This is a genomic window from Comamonas sediminis, from assembly GCF_041107495.1.
Lineage (GTDB): Bacteria > Pseudomonadota > Gammaproteobacteria > Burkholderiales > Burkholderiaceae_C > Comamonas > Comamonas sediminis.
The window spans coordinates 47,002-65,839 of sequence record NZ_JBGBDC010000010.1 but is presented as its reverse complement, the minus strand read 5'-3'; the positions used below and the strand labels follow the sequence as shown (position 1 = coordinate 65,839).

Below are 18,838 nucleotides of genomic sequence, written 5' to 3'. Positions count from 1 at the left end.
GCTCCGCATTCAAAGTGCACAAAAGAACGCAATTTGAGCCCAGGGCGTGGCCCAGGTTCCGCACCCAGGCCTGCCAGCGGCCACTCTGCGCTACCGTCCTACGCGATCGCCTGCTCCGCCGCTCACCTGTGCAATGCCGGCCTGGGCCAGTTCGTCGCGCAGCACCTGCAGCGCCTGCGCCTGGTGTGCGGCATCCATCTGCGCATCATGGTTGGCCACACTGATGGCGGCGATATGCGCGCTGTGGTCGGTCTGGAACTCGATCGCCAGGCCCACGCCAGTGGCACCCGAGGTCAGCAGGTTGACGCTGAGCGAATGGCCGCGCCTGCGTGTCTGGCGCACCATGTCCATCAGCCGCTCCTGGCTGATGCCGGCGGCCTCGTAGTCGAGCCGGCGGCGCTGGAAGATCTGCTCCAGCTCGGCATCGCGCAGGCTGGCGGCCAGCGCCAGGCTGGCCGTTCCCTGGCCCAGCAGGCGGATCTGCCCGGTCATCAGGCTGTGCGCAGGCAGCACCGTGCTGCCCGGCTGCACATGCAGGCAATGGGCAAAGTCGCCGACGCGGATGATCAGAAACACCGTATCGCCGGTGCGCCGGGCCACGCTCACCATCACCGGGTGGCAGACCCCGAAGATCGGCGGCTTGGCCATCGCGGCCAGCCCCGTCAGCATCGCTTCCACCCCCAGGCGGTAGCGGCCCGTGTCCGCATCCTTGGCCGCGTAGCCGGACTGCACCAGCACCATCAGCAGCCGCCGCGCGGTCGACCGGTCCAGCCCCGACAGCGCCGTCAGATCGGCAATCGACAGGCCTTGCACATGGTGGCGCGTCAACAGGCGCAGCACCTTGACCAGGCGCGCAGGGCTCTGCGCCCCGGGAAAACCTGAGTTCATATCGTGAACATCTGTGCTGCCAGCTTTTGCCATCCCAGCGCCTCCCGTTTCATAGTTGGTCGTCACCCCGCAAGGCCCGCACAAGCTAATGCAGATGGCTGCCGGCGCCTGTCTCCCCCGTTATCTGGAAAACCCTATGAACGCCTACCGCCCTGTACATGCCCCGCACCCCGCCCCTGTTGTCGGCAGCGCTGGCTCGCCCCGCTGGACCCAGCGCCCCGCGCAATCGAACTGGGGCGATTTTGGCCCCGACGACCAGCTCGGCCGCCTGAACTACCTGACGGCGGACAAGGTGAAGGAAGCGGCGCGGGAGATACAGACCGGCGAGCGCTTCTGCCTGAGCCTGCCACTGGACAAGCCCGGCGGCAATGCGCTCAACCCGCGCCGCCACCCGCCGATCATCAAGCCCTCGCGCCGGCCGCTGGGCCCGGGCCTGAACTTTGCGCTGTCGCGCGAGAACCCGCTCTACACCGACGTGGTCAGCGACGACTATGCCGAGCTCTACCTGCAGTACTCAACGCAATGGGATGCGCTGTCGCATGTGGGAAGCCATTTCGACATTGATGGCGATGGCGTGGACGAACTGGTCTACTACAACGGCTTCCAGGCCGGCATCGACATCCTCGCGCCCGATGACCTGCCGGACATGGGCGGCCAGTCCCGCGCCAAGGCGCTGGGCGTGGAGCGCCTGGCCGAGCAGGCGATCCAGGGCCGGGGCGTGCTGGTCAACCTGCGCCGCCACTTTGGCGACGGCCACACCCTGGTGTCGGGCAAGATGCTCAAGGAGGTGCTGCAGGCCGACGGCATCGAGGTGACCCAGGGCGACATCGTGGCGCTCTACACCGGCTTCAGCGAACTGCTGCTTGCCTGTGATGGCCCCCCCAAGCCGGACATGCCCGAGACCGTTGGCGCGGTGCTCGATGGGCGCGATCCCGAGCTGCAGCAGTGGATCATCGACAGCCACATCACCACCTTGGTGGCCGACAACTACGGCATCGAATCGGTGCCGGGCCGGCCGGTCGATGGCAACTGCGCCTTTCTACCGCTGCATGAGCTCTGCCTGTTCAAGCTCGGCATGCCGTTTGGTGAACTCTGGTACCTGCATCCTCTGGCGCAGTGGTTGGAGGCCCATGGTCGCTACCGCTTCATGCTGACCGCACCGGCGCTTCGCCTGCCCGGTGCCGTGGGCTCACCCGTGACTCCGGTCGCCACCGTCTGAAGGCCGCCTATGACCTCCCAACCCATGGCCAGCGCGCCCAGCAGCGCGCGGGCCAACGATGTGCGCAGCCTGTTGGCACTGGGCGCCGACGACGCGCCCGCGCTGCAGTTTGGCGGCAGCACCCACAGCTATGCGCAGCTGCGCAGCCAGGTACAGCAATGCGCCAACGGCCTGCGCCAGCAAGGCCTCGCGGCCGGCGATGTACTGGGCCTGTGGCTGCCCAATACCCCCCACTGGCTGCTGCTGCACCTGGCCTGCGCCGAACTGGGCATCACCACCCTGAGCCTCAACCTCAAGCTCGGCGTCAAGGAAATCAGCAGCTTTATCGACCGCTCGGGTTGCAAGGCACTGGCCTTTGACCGCGCCACCGCCAATGCGCTGGCGGTGATGAATGGCGCTGCCGCCAGTGCGGGCAGCCTGCTGCCGGGCAACAGCCTGGCGCAAATCCTGGCGCAGCAAGGCGGCAGCCTGCAGTGCCTGATCGATGCCAGCCTGGGCCCGGCCCACAGCAACCCAGGCCAAATGCAAGTCGCTGGCACGGCGCTGCCCATCCAGCCCTGGCAAACGCTGATGGCAGCACCCGCAACGCCCCAGAACAACAGCGCCTGCCAGGGCGACCAGACCTGCATCATCCTGTCCTCGTCAGGTACCACCAGCCAGCCCAAGCTCATCGTGCACCGCCAGTCCAGCGTGGCCCAGCATGCGCAGGATGTGGCACCCGGCTTTGGCATCGACAGCGGCTGCCGCAGCCTGCTGGCCTTGCCGCTGTGCGGGGCATTTGGCTACACCGCCGCAATGGCCACCCTGGCCGCAGGCGCCTGCCTGGTGCTGCATGAGGTGTTCGATACCGCGCGTGCCGCAGCCTGCCTGCAGCACGAGCCCATCACCCACATGTTTGGCACCAATGACATGGTCGACAAGCTCATTGCCGATCTGCCCGCAGGCTGGCAGCCGCAGGCGCTGCGCTTTTTTGGCCATGCCAACTTTGTGCCCGGGCTCGACGCGCTGCCGGCCCTTGCGCAGCAGTTCGGCATTCCGATGGTCGGCTGCTTTGGCATGAGCGAGACCTTTGCGCTGTTTGCCCACCAGGACCCGGCCGCGCCCCTGCCCCGGCGCGCGCAATCGGGCGGCTTTCCGGTCTGCCCGCAGGCGCGGGTGCGCGTGCGCAACCTGGAGACCGGCGCCCTCGCCGGCGCACAGGAGCCCGGCGAGCTGGAGTTCTACAGCCCCACGTTGATGCAACAGTACCTGCACGATGCACAGGCCACGCAGCAGGCCTTCACCGATGACGGCTATTTGCGCTCCGGCGATCTGGGCTACCTCAATGGCGACGGCGGCTTTACCCATATCTCGCGCCTGGGCGATGTGCTGCGCATCGGCGGCTTTCTGGTCAACCCCGCCGAGATCGAGGAGTCGGTGATCGCCCTGAGCGGCGCCAGCGCCTGCCAGGTGGTAGCGGTCAATGCCTCGGGCAGCTCACGCCCGGTAGCCTTTGTGCTGGAGCCCAGCGACAGCGCTAGTGGAGCTTGGGATGAAGAGGCCATCAAGGCCCAGCTGCAGCAGCAGATTGCCCGCTACAAGGTGCCCATCCGCATCTTCCGGGTCGACACCTTTCCCTACACGATGGGGCCCAATGGCAAGAAGGTCAAACGCAATGAGCTGCGCGACCTGGCCCAGCGCCTGCTCGCCCAGGAGGCCACCGCATGAAGCAGCCATGGACCCTGGCCGACACGCCCTTTTTTGACGAACGGCATGACGAGGTCATCGCCCGGCTCAACCGCTGGATCAGCGACAACCGCGCGCGCCTGGCCGATGAAACGCCGCAGGACCTGCAGGCCGAATGCCGCCACTGGCTGCAGAGCCTCGCCCAGCATGGCCTGCTGGAATACGCCGCGCCGGCGATGGCCGATAGCATGCCAGCGGCGGTGGACCTGCGCGCAATCTGCCTGGTGCGCGAATGCCTGGGCTACTACGCGCCGCTGGCCGATTTTGTCTTCAGCATGCAGGGCATCGGCAGCGCCGCGCTCTGGCAGAAAGGGGATGCACCGCTGGTTCAGCCCTATGTGCAGGCCTGCAGCCAGGGCGAAAAAGTCGCAGCCTTTGCGCTGACCGAGCCCGATGGCGGATCGGACGTGGCGGCCACCAAGACCCGTGCCGTGCTCCAAGGTGACCACTATCTGCTCGATGGCGCCAAGTCCTATATCTCCAACGGCGGCATCGCCGACTTCTACGTCGTCATTGCGCGCACCGAAGAGGCCAAGGGTGCCAGCGGACTGTCGGCCCTGCTCGTCGATGCCGACACCCCGGGCCTGCGCATCCACCGCACCATCGACATCATCGCGCCCCATCCGCTCGCGGAGATCCATTTCGCGCAGTGCCGGGTGCCCGCCAACCGCCTGCTGGGCCAGCCCGGCGAAGGCTTCAAGGTGGCGATGGGCGTGCTCGATATCTTCCGCAGCTCCGTCGGTGCCGCCGCGCTGGGCATGGGCCAGCGTGCGCTCGACGAAACCCTGGCGCGGGTCAGCCAGCGCCAGCTCTATGGCCAGGCCATGGCCGAGATGCAGACCGTGCAGCACAAGCTGGCCGACATGGCCACGCAGTTGGAAGCCGCGCGCCTGCTGGTGCACAAGGCCGCCTGGTGCCGCGATGTGCGCCAGCGCCGCATCAGCACCGAGGCGGCGATGGCCAAGATGCAGGGCACCGAGGCCGCCTTCCAGGTGGTCGATGCGGCCGTGCAGCTCTGGGGCGGTATGGGCATCACCTGCGGCAGCGTGGTCGAGCGCCTCTACCGCGAAGTCCGCCCGATGCGCATCTACGAAGGCGCCACCGAAGTGCAAAAGACCATCATCGGTCGGCAGATATTGAAAGGCCTGGCATGACAGACAGCTCCCGCAAACCCCGCGTTCTGGTCACTGGCGCGAGCCGGGGCATTGGCCGCGCCACGATGCGCTACCTGGCCGACAAGGGCTACCAGACCATTGGCCTGGCCCGCAGCATCCCTGCCGACGCCCGCTCCGATGAGCAGTTCATCGCCTGCGACCTGATGGACCTGGATGGCACGCGCCAGCAGGTCGAGCAGCTGGCCGCACAGGCCCCCTTCTACGGCCTGGTCAACAACGCCGCGCTGGCCCACACCACCGACCTGGCACACACCAGCGTGGCCGACATGAACGAGGCCATGGCGCTGAACGTGAACGCCTGCCTGGTGTGCATGCAGGCGCTGCTGCCGGGCATGCGCCAGGCGCGCGCTGGCCGGGTCGTCAATATCTCGTCGCGCGCCGCGCTGGGCAAGCCCAACCGCACCGCCTACAGCGCCACCAAGGCCGCCGTCATCGGCATGAGCCGCACCTGGGCGCTGGAGCTGGCCACGGACCAGATAACGGTCAATGTGATCGCCCCGGGGCCCGTGGCCACCGAACTGTTCAAGACCGCCAGCCCGCCCGGCGCGCCGCAGACCGAGGCGCTGCTCGCTGCCGTGCCGCTGCAGCGGGTGTCCGAGCCGGTGGAGATCGCCCATGCGATCGACTTTCTGCTGCATCCGCTGGCCGGCTACATCACCGGCCAGACCTTGCATATCGATGGAGGACTGACGATCAGCGCCACCCGGATATAGCGATTTCAGAGGGGCCTCTGGACACGGCAACACCACAAAAAGGAACGGAGACAATGCCATGAACGACCAACTTCCCCCAGCCCAATCACCTGCCAACCAGGACAGACGACGGTGGTTGCTGCGCAACGCCGCCTGGGGCGCAGCCAGCCTGCTGGCCAGCCACCCGGCCTGGGCGCAGAGCCCCTACCCGTCGCGCCCGGTGCGGCTGGTGGTGCCGTTTGCGGCAGGGGGCGCCACCGATGTGCTGGGCCGCTTGCTGGCCAAGGCGCTGGAGCCGGGCCTGGGCCAGCCGGTGGTCGTCGACAACAAGGTCGGCGCGGCAGGGGCCATCGGCGCCAACCAGGTGGCCCATGCCGAGCCCGATGGCTACAACGTGCTGATGGGCGGCGTGGGCACCAATATCGTGCTCGAGCACACGATGCCCGACCTGGGCTACCGGCCCCAGCGCGACTTTGCCGCCGTCGCCTCGATCTGCAATGTGGACTATGTGCTGGTGGTGGCCCAGGACAGCCCCTACCAGACCTTGGGCGAGCTGCTCGCCGATGCGAAGAAGACACCGGACAAGCTGCGCTACATGTCCACCGGGCCGCTGGGCCCGCTGCATGTGGCGATGGAATACCTGGGCAAACTCAGCGGCGCGCAGATGATCCATGCGCCCTACAAGGGCGAGGCTCCCGCGCTGCCGGACCTGCTGCAGCAGCGGGTGGACATGGGCATGATGACGGCGCTCTTCACCCGGCCGCAGGTGCAGTCGGGCAAGCTGCGCGTGCTGGCCACGTTGAGCGCGCAGCGCATGGCCTCCTGGCCCGAGATCGCCACGGTGGCCGAGCTGGGCTACCCCGGTTTTGCCGCGCCGATCTGGAACGGCTTTTTTGTGCCACGCAAGACCGGCGCCGAGGTGGTGGACCGCCTGGGCAAGGTCACCGTGGCCCAGCTGCAGGCGCCCGAGCTGAAGAACCTGCTCGAAAAACAAGGGGTCTCCGTCACCGCCCAGGGCCCGGACGCCTACGAGAAATTCCTGCAGGCCGAGCGCCTGCGCTGGCAACAGATGATCCGCGAATCCCAGGTACTGACAAAAAGCTGAACAGGAGACAAGACATGGCTATCTCTCACATCCGCGCGCTGCGCGCCCCCTTCCCACCGCTGGGCCTGGCCGCAGCACTGCTGTGCCTGCCGCTGGGCGCCATGGCGCAATCGGGCCCGCCGGTGCGCATCGGCCTGATCGTCGACCAGTCGGGCGTCTACTCGGCCATCACCGGCAAGGGCAGCATCACGGCTGCCCAGATGGCGCTGGACGAGGCTGGAGGACAGGTGCTGGGCCGCAAGGTCGAGCTGCTGACCTTTGACCACCAGAGCAAGGCCGACTCGGCAGCGGCCAAGGCGCGCGAATGGTACGACAACGGCGTGGACGCGATCCAGGACGTGGGCGGCTCGGCCGCCGCGCTGGCGGTGCTGAACATCGCCAAGGAAAAAGGCAAGGTGCTGGTGATGAGCGGCCCGGCCAGCGACCGCATCACTGGCGACATGTGCGGCCCGACCGTGGCCCACTGGGCCTACAACTCCTATTCGCTGGCCAATGCCGTGGGCAAGGCTGCAGCCGAGAAGTTCGGCAAGCAGTGGTATTTTCTGACCGCCGACTACTCCGGCGGCTATGACATCGTCAAGGCCACCACCCAGGCGATCAGCACGGTCGGCGGCAAGGTGATCGGCGAGACACGGCACCCGCTCAATGGCTCGGATTTCTCGTCCGCCGTGGTGCAGGCCCAGGCCAGCAAGGCCGATGTGATCGGCCTGGCCAACTTTGGCAATGACCTGGTCAACTCGATCAAGGCTGCGCGCGAATTCGGCATCACCCCCGAGAGCAGGCAAAAGCTCGCGTCACTGCTGATGTATATCAACGATGTGCATTCGGTAGGCCTGCGCACCGCGCAGGGCATGCTGCTGTCGGAGGCCTTTTACTGGGACATGAATGACGAGACGCGCGCATTCTCGAAGAAGTACTTCGCCAAGGTCAATGCGATGCCCAATATGAGCCAGATGGGCGCCTACTCCTCCGTCAAGCACTACCTGAAGGCGGTGGAGGCCGCGGGCAGCACCGATGCCAAGGCGGTGATGGCCAAGATGCGCGAGATGCCGATCAACGATGTGTTCACCAGGAACGGGCGCCTGCGCGAAGACGGCATGATGGTGCACGACATGTACCTGTTCCAGGTCAAGTCACCGCAGGAGTCCAAGGCCCCGTGGGACTACTACAAGGTCATCAGCACGGTGCCGGCCGACAAGGCCTTCCTGCCGCTGTCCGAATCGGCCTGCCCGCTGGTCAAGAAGTAGGCCGCCGCACCATGGCCCACCGCGAAACCCAGAACCAGCTTTTCATCCCGCTGCAGCTGCGCGATGTCGTGCTCAAGAACCGCATCGCGGCCGCCCCGATGTGGCAGTACCAGGGCCGCCATGGCCGGGTGCAGGATTGGCATCTGATGCACCTGGGCCGCCTGGCCGCAGGCGGCAGCGGTCTGGTGCTCCAGGAAGGCACTGGCGTGGAGCGGCGTGGCTGCGGCACCTTGGGCGATATCGGCCTGTGGCAGGACGACATGGTCGCGCCCTTGCAGCGCATCGTGCAGCTGATGCGCGACTGCGGCACCACGCCCGGCATCCAGCTGATGCATGCCGGCCGCAAGGCCCGGCAGCTGACACCGGCCCAGGGCCGTGGCCCCCTGCCCTGCCAGCCCGATATCGCCGACTGGGATGCCTGGACGCCGATGGGCCCCAGTGCGATCCCGGCGGGCAAGGGACTGGAGACGCCGCTGCCCATGTCGCTGCAGCACATCCAGCAGGTGGTGGAGGCCTTTGCCGCGGCCGCCGGCCGCGCCGCGCGCGCGGGCTACCAGGTGCTGGAGCTGCATGCCGGCCATGGCTATCTGCTGCACAGCTTTTTGTCACCGCTGGCCAACCAGCGCGGCGATGCCTGGGGTGGCAGCTTTGACAACCGCTGCCGGCTGCTGCTCAGCGTGGTCGAAGCGGTGCGCGCCGTGTGGCCAGCGGGCCTGCCGCTGCTGGTGCGGCTGTCCTGCACCGACGGGGCGCCGGGCGGCTGGACCTTGGAAGACAGCATCGCGCTGGTCCAGCGCCTGCTGCCGCTGGGGGTGGATGCGATCGACTGCTCGTCGGGCGGCATTGCCGGCTCGCCATTGCGCGGCGGCGCGCTGGCCACCTATGGCTACCAGGTGGAACTGGCCTCGGCCATCAAGGCCGCCACCGGTGCCTGCACGATGGCTGTGGGCCTGATCGTGCATGCGCAACAGGCCGAGGCCATTTTGCGCAGCGGCGACGCGGACCTGGTGGCACTGGCGCGCGAGCTGATCTACAACCCCAACTGGCCGATGGATGCGGCGCAAAAGCTGCAGGATGCGCAGGACTTCCAGATGCTGACCAGGAACGAAGCTTTCTGGCTGGAGCGGCGCAAGGCCACCACACCGGATCTGCAGCCGTCCACCTTTGTGCGCTGAAGGCGTTGACGGCACCGGGCCGGGCAATGCCACAATGCGGCGATGCGCCTGTCCTCCATCGTCCTTCCCCTGGCAATGCTTGCACTGCTGGCCAGCGCCGGCTGCAAGCAAATCCCCTATTCGCCGTTGCCGGCACCGCCGACCGGCATCCGCTACGAGCCTGGCGCCAACAGCGCGGGCATCGCCCGCATGTCAGAGACTGAGCTGCTGCGCCAAAAGCGCCTGGCCCAGGGGGGCGACAAACGTGCGGCCTTCAACGTCTACCGGCATCTGCGCTCGGTAGAGAACGATGATGCCCAGGCGCGCGACTGGCTGATCCTGGCGGCCGACCTGGGCCATGCGCCGGCGCAGTACAACCTGGCCCAGATCGGCATGTATGAACAGGACAGCGCCAGCGCGCTGTACTGGGCAAAACGGGCCAGGGCCTCGGGCTATGCGCATGCGGCCGAGCTGGTGCAGTCGCTGGAGAACCCCGAATAGACGCGAAGCGATCAGCGGGCCGGTGGCAGGCGCGCCAGTTCGGCGGTCAACGCGCGCACATCGGCCAGCGCGCGGGTCTGGTCGGCCGGTGCCGCGCTGGCGGCCGATCCTCCCAGGGCCTGGGAGAAGCCCTGCAGCACCTGCTGGGCCTTTTTCAGCTCGATCTCCAGGATCAAGCGGCGCTCGTCCTGGCCAAAATCTGCGCGCTCAGGCGGGCGCGGGCTTGGCGACCGGGTGTGGATTGGGGCAGGTGCGGATGCGACCGTGCGCAGCGTGCGGCGCGCGGGCGTTGCAACTGCGGCCTTGCAACCGGGTCCGGCGGCGGCGGCACCGCCAAGGAGGTATTCCACGCCGTCATCCTTGCACACCGTCTGCGCACCGGCTGGCGAAGCGCCCAGCGCGGCAGACAGCAGCAGCACGGCCGCTGCCGTCAATGCCCCGTCAGCGTGCCGCATCAAATGGATTGGGAACATTCTCCACCCCCATCGGATTGGTCCAGATTGCAGGGCAGAAGGCGTTGCGCAGGCCGACCACGTCCTGGAGGCCATCAAGCGCTGCATTGCCCACATGCGCAGTCACCCACTGCGCCCCGTTGCGGATATTGCCGACCAGGTCGGGCACCAGGGTCGCATAGTCACCCAGGCCGCTGTTGCCGTCGGCCACTTCCCATTTGAAGCTGGCATTGAGGTCCGAGGTATCGCGCGCCGGCCCGAAGGAATAGAAGGGATGCCAGTACAGGGACGACTGCATGCCGACCGAGGCCTCCTGCGTCAGCGGAAAGCGGTCGTTTGACAGAAAGAACGCATCGATGGCCGAGAGGTCGGTGCCTTCGGCACCGGGCACATCGTCGCCCGTGGTCAGCACCGAGCCGATGTGCTTGGAGACATAGCGGTAGCCCTGCATGGCCTTGATGATGATGGGCCCGGCAATCGGCACGCTGAGCTTGTAGCCGTAGTGCACCCGCAGGTGCAGGATATTGGTCTCGCCCAAGGTCTTGTTGGAGACCGCACCGCGCAGCCGCGCATCTTCCAGATTCGGGGTGTCGCCGTTGTAGGTGTCGGTCGCGCCGGTACGCGCATCGCGCTCATAGGGCAGCGGCTTACGGTAGCGCAGGCTGTCGTTGGGGATGCGAACGATGCCCCGCGATTCGCCATAGTTCTCCACCATCGCCCAGTCCAGAAAAGTGTTCTGCGTCGGGTTGACATACTCGATGCAGCTGCCCTGGATCAAATCGGTGTTGGTGTTGACCCAGCCCTTGAGCAGGCCCGAGACACTGGCGTCCGACACATACAGCGGCATCATGCCGCGCACAAAGCCTTGCCAGACGCTGCCCTTGGTCAGTGCGGACTTGACGTTGCCCAGGCTCACGTCGGCCAGCATGCCCTTCTTGGCCAGCGGAATGCGCAGGTCATAGGGCAGCGGCAGCGCATTGTTGAGCGAGCCCACACGCGCAGCCTCGTTGGCGGCGTACTGCAAGGTCAGCCTGGCGCGGTAGATCAGCGCAAACTGGACCAGCGACAGCGTGAACACCAGCACCACCGGCAGCGCGATCAAGGTCTCCGTCATCGACACGCCGCGCTGCCGGGCGCGGCTTGCAGGCTTGAGCGTCATGCGCATGTCAACCCCTTTCAACACAGTTGCAGCCGCTGGCCCGGTGCCAGCCCCAGGCGCGCAGCCTCGCCGCTGCGCAGCTCCAGCACACCTTGCGCGCCCCGGCACCAGGCCATGCGCCAGGGCGCCAGGCCGGCGCTGATGCGCAGCACCTGCTGCTGCGCATCGACAAACACCACATCGATCGCGTAGCGCATGAAGCAGGTATGCACGGCCGCGCAGCGCTCGAACACCAGCGCCTCGCCACTGCCGGGCGGCGGACGAAAGATCAGGCCAAAGGCGCGTTCGGAAAAGCGCTCGGCCACCTGTGCTTTGAGTGCTGGCATGCCGGGCACCTTCATTTCAAGGTCTGGTACATCTGCACCGCGAGTGGAAAAAAGATCACCATGAAGGTGACCGGAAAGATAAAGATCACCAGCGGACCGAGCATCTTCACGGGCGCTTCCATCGCCAGTTTCTCGGCGTGCTGGAAGCGCTCGGTACGGCGCTGCTCGGAGATGGCGACCAGGGTGTCGGTCACGCTGGCACCCAGCGATTCGGCCTGCGTCAGGTTGGAGACCAGGCCGCGCACATGCTTGTTGTCCATGCGCTCGGCCATCGCGTTGAAGGCCTCGGTACGGCTCATGCCCGTGCGCATTTCGCGCAGCAGGCGCTCGAGCTCTTCGTGCATGGCGCCGCTGGGTCCCTTCTGCACCGCCTGCGAGATCGCCGCTGTCAAGCCCAGACCGGCCTGGCAGCACAAGGTGATCAGATCGAGGTAGCCGGGCAAGGTGCGCAGCACTTCCTTGTCGCGGCGCTTCTTGCGGTCGTTGACCCAGATGGCCGGCAGCATCCAGCCCAACAGCAGGCCTGCCAGGCAGGCCAGGCGCACCCACTGCCCATCGATCTTCAGTGCCATCGCCGCGCCGGTGAAGGCCAGCGCCACCGCCGTCATCGCGATCACGCGCACGGCGATGATCTCCTCGGCCTTGAGCACATACTCCAAACCGGCCAGTTGCAGCTTGCGCTTCCAGCGCAGCAGGCTGGAGGTGGGCGCGATCTCCGAGACATGGAACTGCAGCACGTTGACCGCCGGCCAGATGAGCCGGATGCCCCAGGGCAGCGGGTCCATGTGCTCGCGCACCGACGGCCGGGCCTTGCGCACGATGGCCACGAAGTACAGCAGGATGATGGCCGCCATCACAGCGGACAGAAAGATGGCGGCGAGCAGAATGGCGTTTTTCATGGCTCAGATGTCGATGGCGACAATTTTCTTGATGGACATATAGCCCAGGGTGAGCATCACGATCATCACGGCCAGTACCCCCCAGCCGATAGGGGTGACAAACAGCAGGTGCATGGTCGGCTGCATCAGGTACAGAATGCCGCCCAGCACCACGGGGAACATGGTCATCACCAGGCCCTGGATGCGGCCTTGTGCCGTCAGCGCCTTGATGCGCCCTTCCAGCATGGCTTTCTTGCGCAGGGTCTCGGCCAGCAGCTGCAGCGGCTCGGACAGGTTGCCCCCCACTTCCTTGGCCACCCGCAAGGCCACCACCACCAACATGAAATCCGGAATCTGGATGCGCCGCGCCATGTTCTGCACCGCGTCGTCAAATGACAGGCCAATGCGCTGCTCCTTGAGCACAATCGCGAACTCATCGCCCAGCGGGCCTTTCTGGTCACGCACCAGAATCTGCAGCGCCACCGACAGCGCACTGCCGGCGCGCAATGCGCTGGCAATGAAGAGCAAGGCATCGGGCAGCTCGGCCTCGATGCGTTCGCGCCGCTTCTTGCGCTGCCAGGCAAAGTAGCGCGCCGGCAGAAAGTACACGGCGCCGCAGACCACCACCACCAGCAACCCGTTGCGTGCCACCAGGTAGGCAAGGATGCCGGCCACCGCCACCATGGCCACATGGCCGGTGGCCAGGGTCAGCGCCTTTTGCGCATGGAACTCCGAGATGCCCAGGATCCGGAGGCCGCGGCCGCGCAGGTAGATGTTGGACCGGTTGCGCCACTCGCCCAGGCGGCTGTAGACCAGCCAGCCCGAGAGCACCACAAAGCCGGCGGCTGCCAGCAGAAAGCCGAGGAACTGCCAATTCTTCATACCGGCTCTCCCTGGAAGAACAACTCCTCCATGTTCACCGGCACCCCGTGTTCCACCAGCCTGGAGACAAAGTCCGGGATCACCCCGGTGGCCTCGAACCGGCCCTGGGTGCGGAACTCGGCATCCAGCCCGGTCTTGCGGAACACAAAGATGTCCTGCATCTGGATCACGCCATCGGTGCAGTGGAGCACCTCGGTGATCTGGGTCACCTTGCGGCTGCCGCAGGGAAAGCGGGTGAGCTGCACCATCAGGTGGATCGCCGATGCGATCTGCTCGCGGATGGCGGTGACGGGAATGTTCATGCCCGCCATCGTCACCAGCACTTCCATGCGGGCTGCGGCATCGCGCGGCGAGTTCGCATGCAAGGTTGTGAGCGAGCCGTCGTGGCCGGTATTCATCGCCTGCAGCATGTCCAGCGCCTCGCCGCTGCGGCACTCGCCGACGACGATGCGGTCCGGGCGCATCCGCAGCGAGTTCTTGACCAGGTCCCGGATCGACACGGCGCCCTTGCCTTCGACGTTGGCCGGGCGTGCCTCCAGCGACACCAGGTTGGGCTGGTTCAGCGAGAGCTCGGCCGCATCCTCCACCGTCAAGATGCGTTCGTCGTTGGGGATGAAATTGGACATCATGTTCAGCAACGTAGTCTTGCCGGTGCCGGTGCCGCCCGAGACCACGATGTTGAGCTTGTTCTCCACCGCCAGCTGCAGAAAGTCGACCATGGCCTGCGAGATCGACTGGTACTGCACCATGCCCTCGGCACCCATGCGCTTCTTCGGAAACTTGCGGATGGTGATGCTGGGGCCGCGAATCGCCAGCGGCGGAATGATGGCGTTCACGCGCGAGCCGTCTTTGAGGCGCGCATCGACCATCGGCGAGCTCTCGTCGATCCGCCGGCCCAGCGGCGTCACGATGCGCTCGATCGCACCGTTGACCGCCAGGTCGCTGGTGAAGGACACATCGGTGCGCTCGAGGCGGCCGCGCCGCTCGATCCAGATCTCGTCAAAGCGGTTGACCATCACCTCGGTCACCGAGTCGTCCTGCAGCAGCACCTCCAGCGGGCCCAGGCCAATCGCCTCGTCCAGCAGCTGCTGGCTCAGCTCGGTGCGGTCAATGGTCTCGGGCAGGTTCGGCGTGTCGCGGATGACCTCGGCAATCAGCGCGCGCACGTTGGAGCGCAGCTCGTCGTCCTTCATCTTGATGGTGTCGATGCGGCGCGCTTCCAGCTGCTCGAGCAGTTGGCGGTGCAGCAGGCGGCGCCACTGCAGCAGCGGGTCTTCCTGGCGCGGCTGGCTGCGCGCGGGACGCAGGTGCTCCAGCGCAGGCGGTGCGCCCGGGTCCGGTGCCTGGGATTCTTCGCGGGGTCCCGCGAGCTTCTCATCGAGCAGCACGATGATGGAGTGCCCGCCGACGACCACCTCCTCCCCCCCTCGGCAGGGGCCATAGCGGGTCACGCGCTCGTTGTTGACCCAGGTGCCAAACAGGCTGCCCCGGTCTTCGATGAAGACCTCGCCGTCATGCAGCATCACCACCGCATGGTCGCGGGCCACGTTCCAGCCCGTCAGGTGCAGGGAGCGGTCTGCGGATTTGCCGATGGTGAAGGTCTCGGCGCCGAGTTCGAACTCCTGCGCCTTCTGGCGGGGCGAATGGACTAGTAACTTATGCACGGTCTTCTCCGGGATCAGCGGCCGCAGCCGTCAGTTGTGCGAATAGCTGTCGGGGTCCAGACCCCGCTCGGGCATCGGCGGCTCGGCCTTCCTGGAGTTGCGGTAGAGGTCTTCGGTCAGGTCGGTAAAGCCGTTGGAGATCTGCTCCTCCATCTGCTGGCTGCGCTCCAGGCGGGGGCGCGAATCGCGCGCGGTGACCACACGCGGGGTGATGAACACCACGGTCTCGATCTGGGTGTCGCTGTCGTTGTTGTTCTTGAAGGCCCAGCCCAGCACCGGCACATGGCGCAGGCCCGGCAGGCCATCGGTAGCGCGCGAGGACTGGCGGCTCAGCAGGCCCGAGAGGATGATGGTGTCACCGTCATCGACATTGAACTCGCTCTCGGTGCGGCGCGTCAGCAGCCCCGGGATGCCATCGACCGAGACCGACTGGTCGATGTTGCTGACCTCGGCCAGGATCGAGCCGGAGATATTGCCTGCGCCATCGGCCATTGGCTTGACATGCAGGCGCAGGCCATAGGGCTTGTAGTTGACCGAGCCGGTACCCAGCGCGCTCATCGCGGGCAACGGGATTTCACCGCCCGAGAGGAAGCGCGCCTCGCCGCCGCTGCGGGTGGTGAGCTTGGGCGAGGCCAGCAGCATCGCATTGCCGCGCTGCACCTGCAGGTTGATCGCCGAGGTCAGCGCCGTGCTCAGGCCAAAGTAGTAGCGCGCCTTGCGCCGGCGCTGGTCCAGAAAGCCCTGGCCGTAGCCGCTGTCCAAGTTCAGAAAGGGCGAGTTCTCCGGCAGGATGCGGTAGCCGCCGTTGGAGGCGATATCGGAGAACAGGCCAAAGTTGAAACCGCCACCGGTCGTATCCCACTTCATGCCCAGGTCGTCCAGCGCCGAGCGCGAGAACTCCACAATGCGCACATCCATCTCGATCATGCGGTCCACACGCAGGCGCTCCGAGGTGGCGAAGGACACAACGGCCGGTCCGTACATGCGCGCAATCTCCCGCAGCCGCGATACCGCAGCGGGGTCAAGGTTGGCGCCGTCGAGGATGATCTTTTCGCCGACACGCGAGACGCTCACCCCGCTGATGCCGGCAGTCAGCATCGAGATTTCGCCTTCGATGCGGTCCAGGTCGACCACATTGACGCGCGCCTTGAGGCTGCTGACCTGGCCGTCCTTGCGCCAGATATGGACCGTGCTTTCGCCGGCGTCCAGCGCCGTCAGCAGCAGGCTCTTCTGGTCCACGACACGCGCTTCCATGATCTTGCCATTGCCGACGGCCACGCGCACGACGTCGCGCAGCTCGATCAGGGTCATCTGCCCCACATAGAGCGACAGCGATGCCGGCAGGTGCCTGATCACCAGGGGCTGCACGCCACCGATGCTGGTTGCATCTGCGGCAGCCTGGGTGTTGACGCTGACCGTGGGCAAGGTGCGAAAGCCAGGCGATGTGAGAGGCGCCATCTGGCCCTCGGTATCGCGGGCGAAATCGCCCCCCTCGCCCCCTTGGCCGCGCTGCTCGGCTTCCGCCTGCAGCGAGGCACTTTGCGCAGCGCGCAGCAAATCCCCCAGCGCGCCGGTGGCTGCCGGCTGCGGGGTGCCGCCCGAGGCCTGTGCGGCCAACAACGGCGCCGTAGGCAGGGCCAGCGCGAGCGCGGTGCAAGCCGTCGCACCCCAGTTCTGAAGGGCCGGACGGGGACGGGACATACGGATCATCAAGGAATTCATGGTCTACCAACTCTAGGGAGCGAACGGCACAGCAAGGCCAGGGAATAGATCAGCACGCAGCGGGGATCAGTAGGAGCCGGCCACGGCGGGCGCCTGGGGCGCCGGCGCGCTGGCGCCAGGAACGGCCGCAGCGCCCAGCAAGGCCGCCAGCGGCGTCTGCATCTGGGTCTTGACCCCGCTGCCGCCGACGATGTACTCGACCATTGCCGGTGTGCGGCTGGGCAGGGTCCGAACCGGGGGGCGCTGGGGGCGGAAGCTGTCGATGTAACTGGCCAGCTGCTGGGCGTTGGTGCCGGTGTCGAGCTTCTGGCGGTCATCGGCATTGCGCAGTGCCGCGACGATCTTGCCCAGCTTTTGCGCGAGGATCAGGCGCTGCGCGTCCACCGGCGGCAGGCCCACGGTCACCGTGGTGTAGCTGCGCTGGCGGTAGGGATCGACGGTGTTGGCGATGTCGGGGCGCTTGCGCAGCTCGGAGAACTGCTCGGAGGTGATCTGGCCGGTGGCGCGCACGACCACGTCCTGCAACAGCGGCACGACGATGGCGTCCTCGGCCTGGGTGCCGCCATCCTTGTCGGCGATGAACAGGAAGTCGATATGGTCGCCCGCGCGCAGCATGCCCGATATCGTGCTGACCTCGTCGACCGGAATGGTCACCGCACGCACGCCGGCTTCGAGCTCCTCGGAGAACAGCTTGCGCGGCGTCACAAAAAAGTTGGCCAGCAGCGGCTTGCCGGCGCTGATGTCCACCGACAGCTGGCGGCCCAGAAAGGCGTCGATCATGTCCGGCGTCAGCACATCGGCATGCACATAGGCCGAAGGCACGCTGCGCTTGGCCACCATCTCGGGCAGCAGCGCGGTGCCGGCGGGAATGTTCTGGACCGGCACCACCACATCGGTGCGCAGGCGTTCGGCTTCCGATTCCAGGTTGGCCTGGATCTCGCGCTCGGAGGTCTTCAGGTAGTACCAGCCCAGGCCGGCTGCGATGACACCGAGCGTGATGGCGGCGATCAGCGGAGCGGCGCGGCGCGAACCATTGGCCAGCCGGGAGAAACGGTTCGGTTTGGGAGAGTTTGGGGTCACCATGGCAAAGAGATCGTGTAGGAATAGGAAGCCCAGGCTGCGCGAAAGGCATCGATCAGCAGCTGAAACAAAGACTTGTCGGCCCCCGGCATGGGCGCGAAGAACACCGCCGCCAGCACCCCCGCGACGATCACGTACTCGGTCATGATCTGCCCCGACTGCCAGCGGCTGCGGATAACAGGGAGGGGGAGGTTCGGTGTCGGCATGCGGGAAACGGCTAGGCCTGGGGCAAGGTGTTGCTGATGACGATGGAGCAACCCACGCCGTTGTGGGCCAGAGCGATCACCGCCTCCTGGCCGCCGCGCCGCAGCACCACCTGGGCGCGCGTGCCGCCTTGGATGGTCTTGCGGCTGAGCACCGTCCAGCCGGCCACCAGTGCCTGTTCGCGGATGTAGAGCTCATTGGCCTCGACGCTCAAGGTATTGCCCCAGACGGTGGTGCGGTTGACCCGGTCAGCATCGAACGAAAAGGTGTCGGAAAACTCATCGGTGCCCATCGGCACGGCCAGGTAGCTGCGGCGCTGCAGCTGCTCGCTGACCAGTTGCGGCACCGCGCCATGCAGCCAGGCCGACGAGATGCGCACCTGCTGCTTGCCGCTGGGCAGCGGCCGGAACTCGACCGTGATGCGGAAATGGCCATCGCGCGCGCCGAGGATCGGAATGCCTTCGAGCGTGGTTTCCGAGAAATCGGACTTGCCCCCCAGCCATTCCTGGTAGAAGCGCTGGGCCTGGCGGGTGTCGCCGTCGATATCAAAGGCCTGGATCTGCATCGGTATCTTGTTCTGCACGATCAGCTCGGCCACCCAGTACGGCGACAGATGCTTGTCTGGAAACAGGATGACCGGCCAGGCAATGGCGCTGCCGGGTGCGGCGCGGGTTGCCAGCGGCACGGCGGCGGCCAGCGCGGCCAGTAGCAGCCAGGCCAGCGGCAACCACAGCCCTGCTGGCCGGCGCACAGCACGCATGCCAC

General features: G+C 66.6%; 19 protein-coding genes. 8 read left to right on the top strand and 11 right to left on the bottom strand.

Translation table 11 applies throughout. The features are described from left to right. Positions 1-90 precede the first annotated feature (90 nt). The gene (locus tag AB7A72_RS20740; RefSeq protein WP_369461034.1) at positions 91-888 is read right to left on the bottom strand and encodes an IclR family transcriptional regulator; all 798 of its coding nucleotides are present in this window, start codon (positions 886-888) and stop codon (positions 91-93) included. Between the two features lie 136 nt (positions 889-1,024). On the opposite strand from AB7A72_RS20740, the gene AB7A72_RS20735 reads away from it, so the two are divergent. From AB7A72_RS20735 to AB7A72_RS20700, 8 genes are read left to right on the top strand one after another with little or no spacing between them, the layout of a single operon-like run. After that, on the top strand, positions 1,025-2,107 hold the full coding sequence (locus tag AB7A72_RS20735; RefSeq protein ID WP_369461033.1) for a cyclase family protein: 1,083 nt from the start codon (positions 1,025-1,027) through the stop codon (positions 2,105-2,107). 9 nt (positions 2,108-2,116) lie between these two features. After that, on the top strand, positions 2,117-3,814 hold the full coding sequence (locus AB7A72_RS20730) for an AMP-binding protein (RefSeq protein ID WP_369461032.1): 1,698 nt from the start codon (positions 2,117-2,119) through the stop codon (positions 3,812-3,814). Next, positions 3,811-4,986: an acyl-CoA dehydrogenase family protein gene (locus tag AB7A72_RS20725; protein WP_369461031.1), complete on the top strand. Its 1,176-nt coding sequence runs from the start codon at positions 3,811-3,813 to the stop codon at positions 4,984-4,986. Before AB7A72_RS20730 ends, AB7A72_RS20725 begins: the two co-directional genes overlap by 4 nt. After that, on the top strand, positions 4,983-5,720 hold the full coding sequence (locus AB7A72_RS20720) for an SDR family oxidoreductase (RefSeq protein ID WP_369461030.1): 738 nt from the start codon (positions 4,983-4,985) through the stop codon (positions 5,718-5,720). The genes AB7A72_RS20725 and AB7A72_RS20720 overlap by 4 nt, the downstream gene beginning before the upstream one ends. Positions 5,721-5,778: 58 nt before the next feature. Further along, on the top strand, positions 5,779-6,804 hold the full coding sequence (locus tag AB7A72_RS20715; RefSeq protein WP_369461029.1) for a Bug family tripartite tricarboxylate transporter substrate binding protein: 1,026 nt from the start codon (positions 5,779-5,781) through the stop codon (positions 6,802-6,804). 14 nt (positions 6,805-6,818) lie between these two features. After that, positions 6,819-8,051, top strand: coding sequence for an ABC transporter substrate-binding protein (locus AB7A72_RS20710; protein WP_407065007.1), 1,233 nt, complete (start codon positions 6,819-6,821; stop codon positions 8,049-8,051). A gap of 11 nt (positions 8,052-8,062) precedes the next feature. Beyond that, positions 8,063-9,226 carry an oxidoreductase gene (locus AB7A72_RS20705; protein WP_369461028.1) on the top strand — a complete coding sequence of 388 codons (1,164 nt, stop codon included), beginning with the start codon at positions 8,063-8,065 and terminating at the stop codon, positions 9,224-9,226. Between the two features lie 42 nt (positions 9,227-9,268). After that, positions 9,269-9,706: an SEL1-like repeat protein gene (locus AB7A72_RS20700; protein WP_369461027.1), complete on the top strand. Its 438-nt coding sequence runs from the start codon at positions 9,269-9,271 to the stop codon at positions 9,704-9,706. An 11-nt stretch (positions 9,707-9,717) separates the two neighbouring features. Here the strand turns inward: AB7A72_RS20700 and AB7A72_RS20695 are convergent, their stop codons facing one another. From AB7A72_RS20695 to AB7A72_RS20650, 10 genes are all read right to left on the bottom strand, one after another. Continuing rightward, positions 9,718-10,161 (bottom strand): hypothetical protein, encoded by a 444-nt coding sequence (locus AB7A72_RS20695; protein ID WP_369461026.1) that lies wholly within the window; start codon positions 10,159-10,161, stop codon positions 9,718-9,720. Beyond that, entirely contained in the window at positions 10,148-11,323 is a 1,176-nt protein-coding gene (locus tag AB7A72_RS20690) for a TadE/TadG family type IV pilus assembly protein (RefSeq protein WP_369461025.1), read from the bottom strand. The genes AB7A72_RS20695 and AB7A72_RS20690 overlap by 14 nt, the downstream gene beginning before the upstream one ends. 11 nt (positions 11,324-11,334) lie before the next feature. Then, positions 11,335-11,643 (bottom strand): DUF192 domain-containing protein, encoded by a 309-nt coding sequence (locus AB7A72_RS20685; RefSeq protein WP_239809095.1) that lies wholly within the window; start codon positions 11,641-11,643, stop codon positions 11,335-11,337. Positions 11,644-11,654: 11 nt separating this feature from the next. Further along, positions 11,655-12,542 carry a type II secretion system F family protein gene (locus tag AB7A72_RS20680; RefSeq protein ID WP_239809096.1) on the bottom strand — a complete coding sequence of 296 codons (888 nt, stop codon included), beginning with the start codon at positions 12,540-12,542 and terminating at the stop codon, positions 11,655-11,657. Positions 12,543-12,545: 3 nt separating this feature from the next. Next, positions 12,546-13,403 carry a type II secretion system F family protein gene (locus tag AB7A72_RS20675; RefSeq protein ID WP_239809097.1) on the bottom strand — a complete coding sequence of 286 codons (858 nt, stop codon included), beginning with the start codon at positions 13,401-13,403 and terminating at the stop codon, positions 12,546-12,548. After that, positions 13,400-15,067, bottom strand: a complete 1,668-nt coding sequence (locus tag AB7A72_RS20670) for an ATPase, T2SS/T4P/T4SS family (protein ID WP_369461024.1) — start codon at positions 15,065-15,067, stop codon at positions 13,400-13,402. Before AB7A72_RS20670 ends, AB7A72_RS20675 begins: the two co-directional genes overlap by 4 nt. Positions 15,068-15,097: 30 nt before the next feature. Further along, entirely contained in the window at positions 15,098-16,768 is a 1,671-nt protein-coding gene (locus AB7A72_RS20665; RefSeq protein ID WP_369461023.1) for a type II and III secretion system protein family protein, read from the bottom strand. Positions 16,769-16,855: 87 nt separating this feature from the next. Then, positions 16,856-17,872 (bottom strand): Flp pilus assembly protein CpaB, encoded by a 1,017-nt coding sequence (gene cpaB, locus AB7A72_RS20660; protein ID WP_312530899.1) that lies wholly within the window; start codon positions 17,870-17,872, stop codon positions 16,856-16,858. Continuing rightward, a complete protein-coding gene (locus tag AB7A72_RS20655) occupies positions 17,866-18,075 on the bottom strand; it encodes a hypothetical protein (RefSeq protein WP_369461022.1) in 210 nt (69 codons plus the stop codon). Before AB7A72_RS20655 ends, cpaB begins: the two co-directional genes overlap by 7 nt. An 11-nt stretch (positions 18,076-18,086) precedes the next feature. Then, positions 18,087-18,833, bottom strand: a complete 747-nt coding sequence (locus AB7A72_RS20650) for a hypothetical protein (RefSeq protein ID WP_369461021.1) — start codon at positions 18,831-18,833, stop codon at positions 18,087-18,089. Positions 18,834-18,838: the final 5 nt, after the last annotated feature.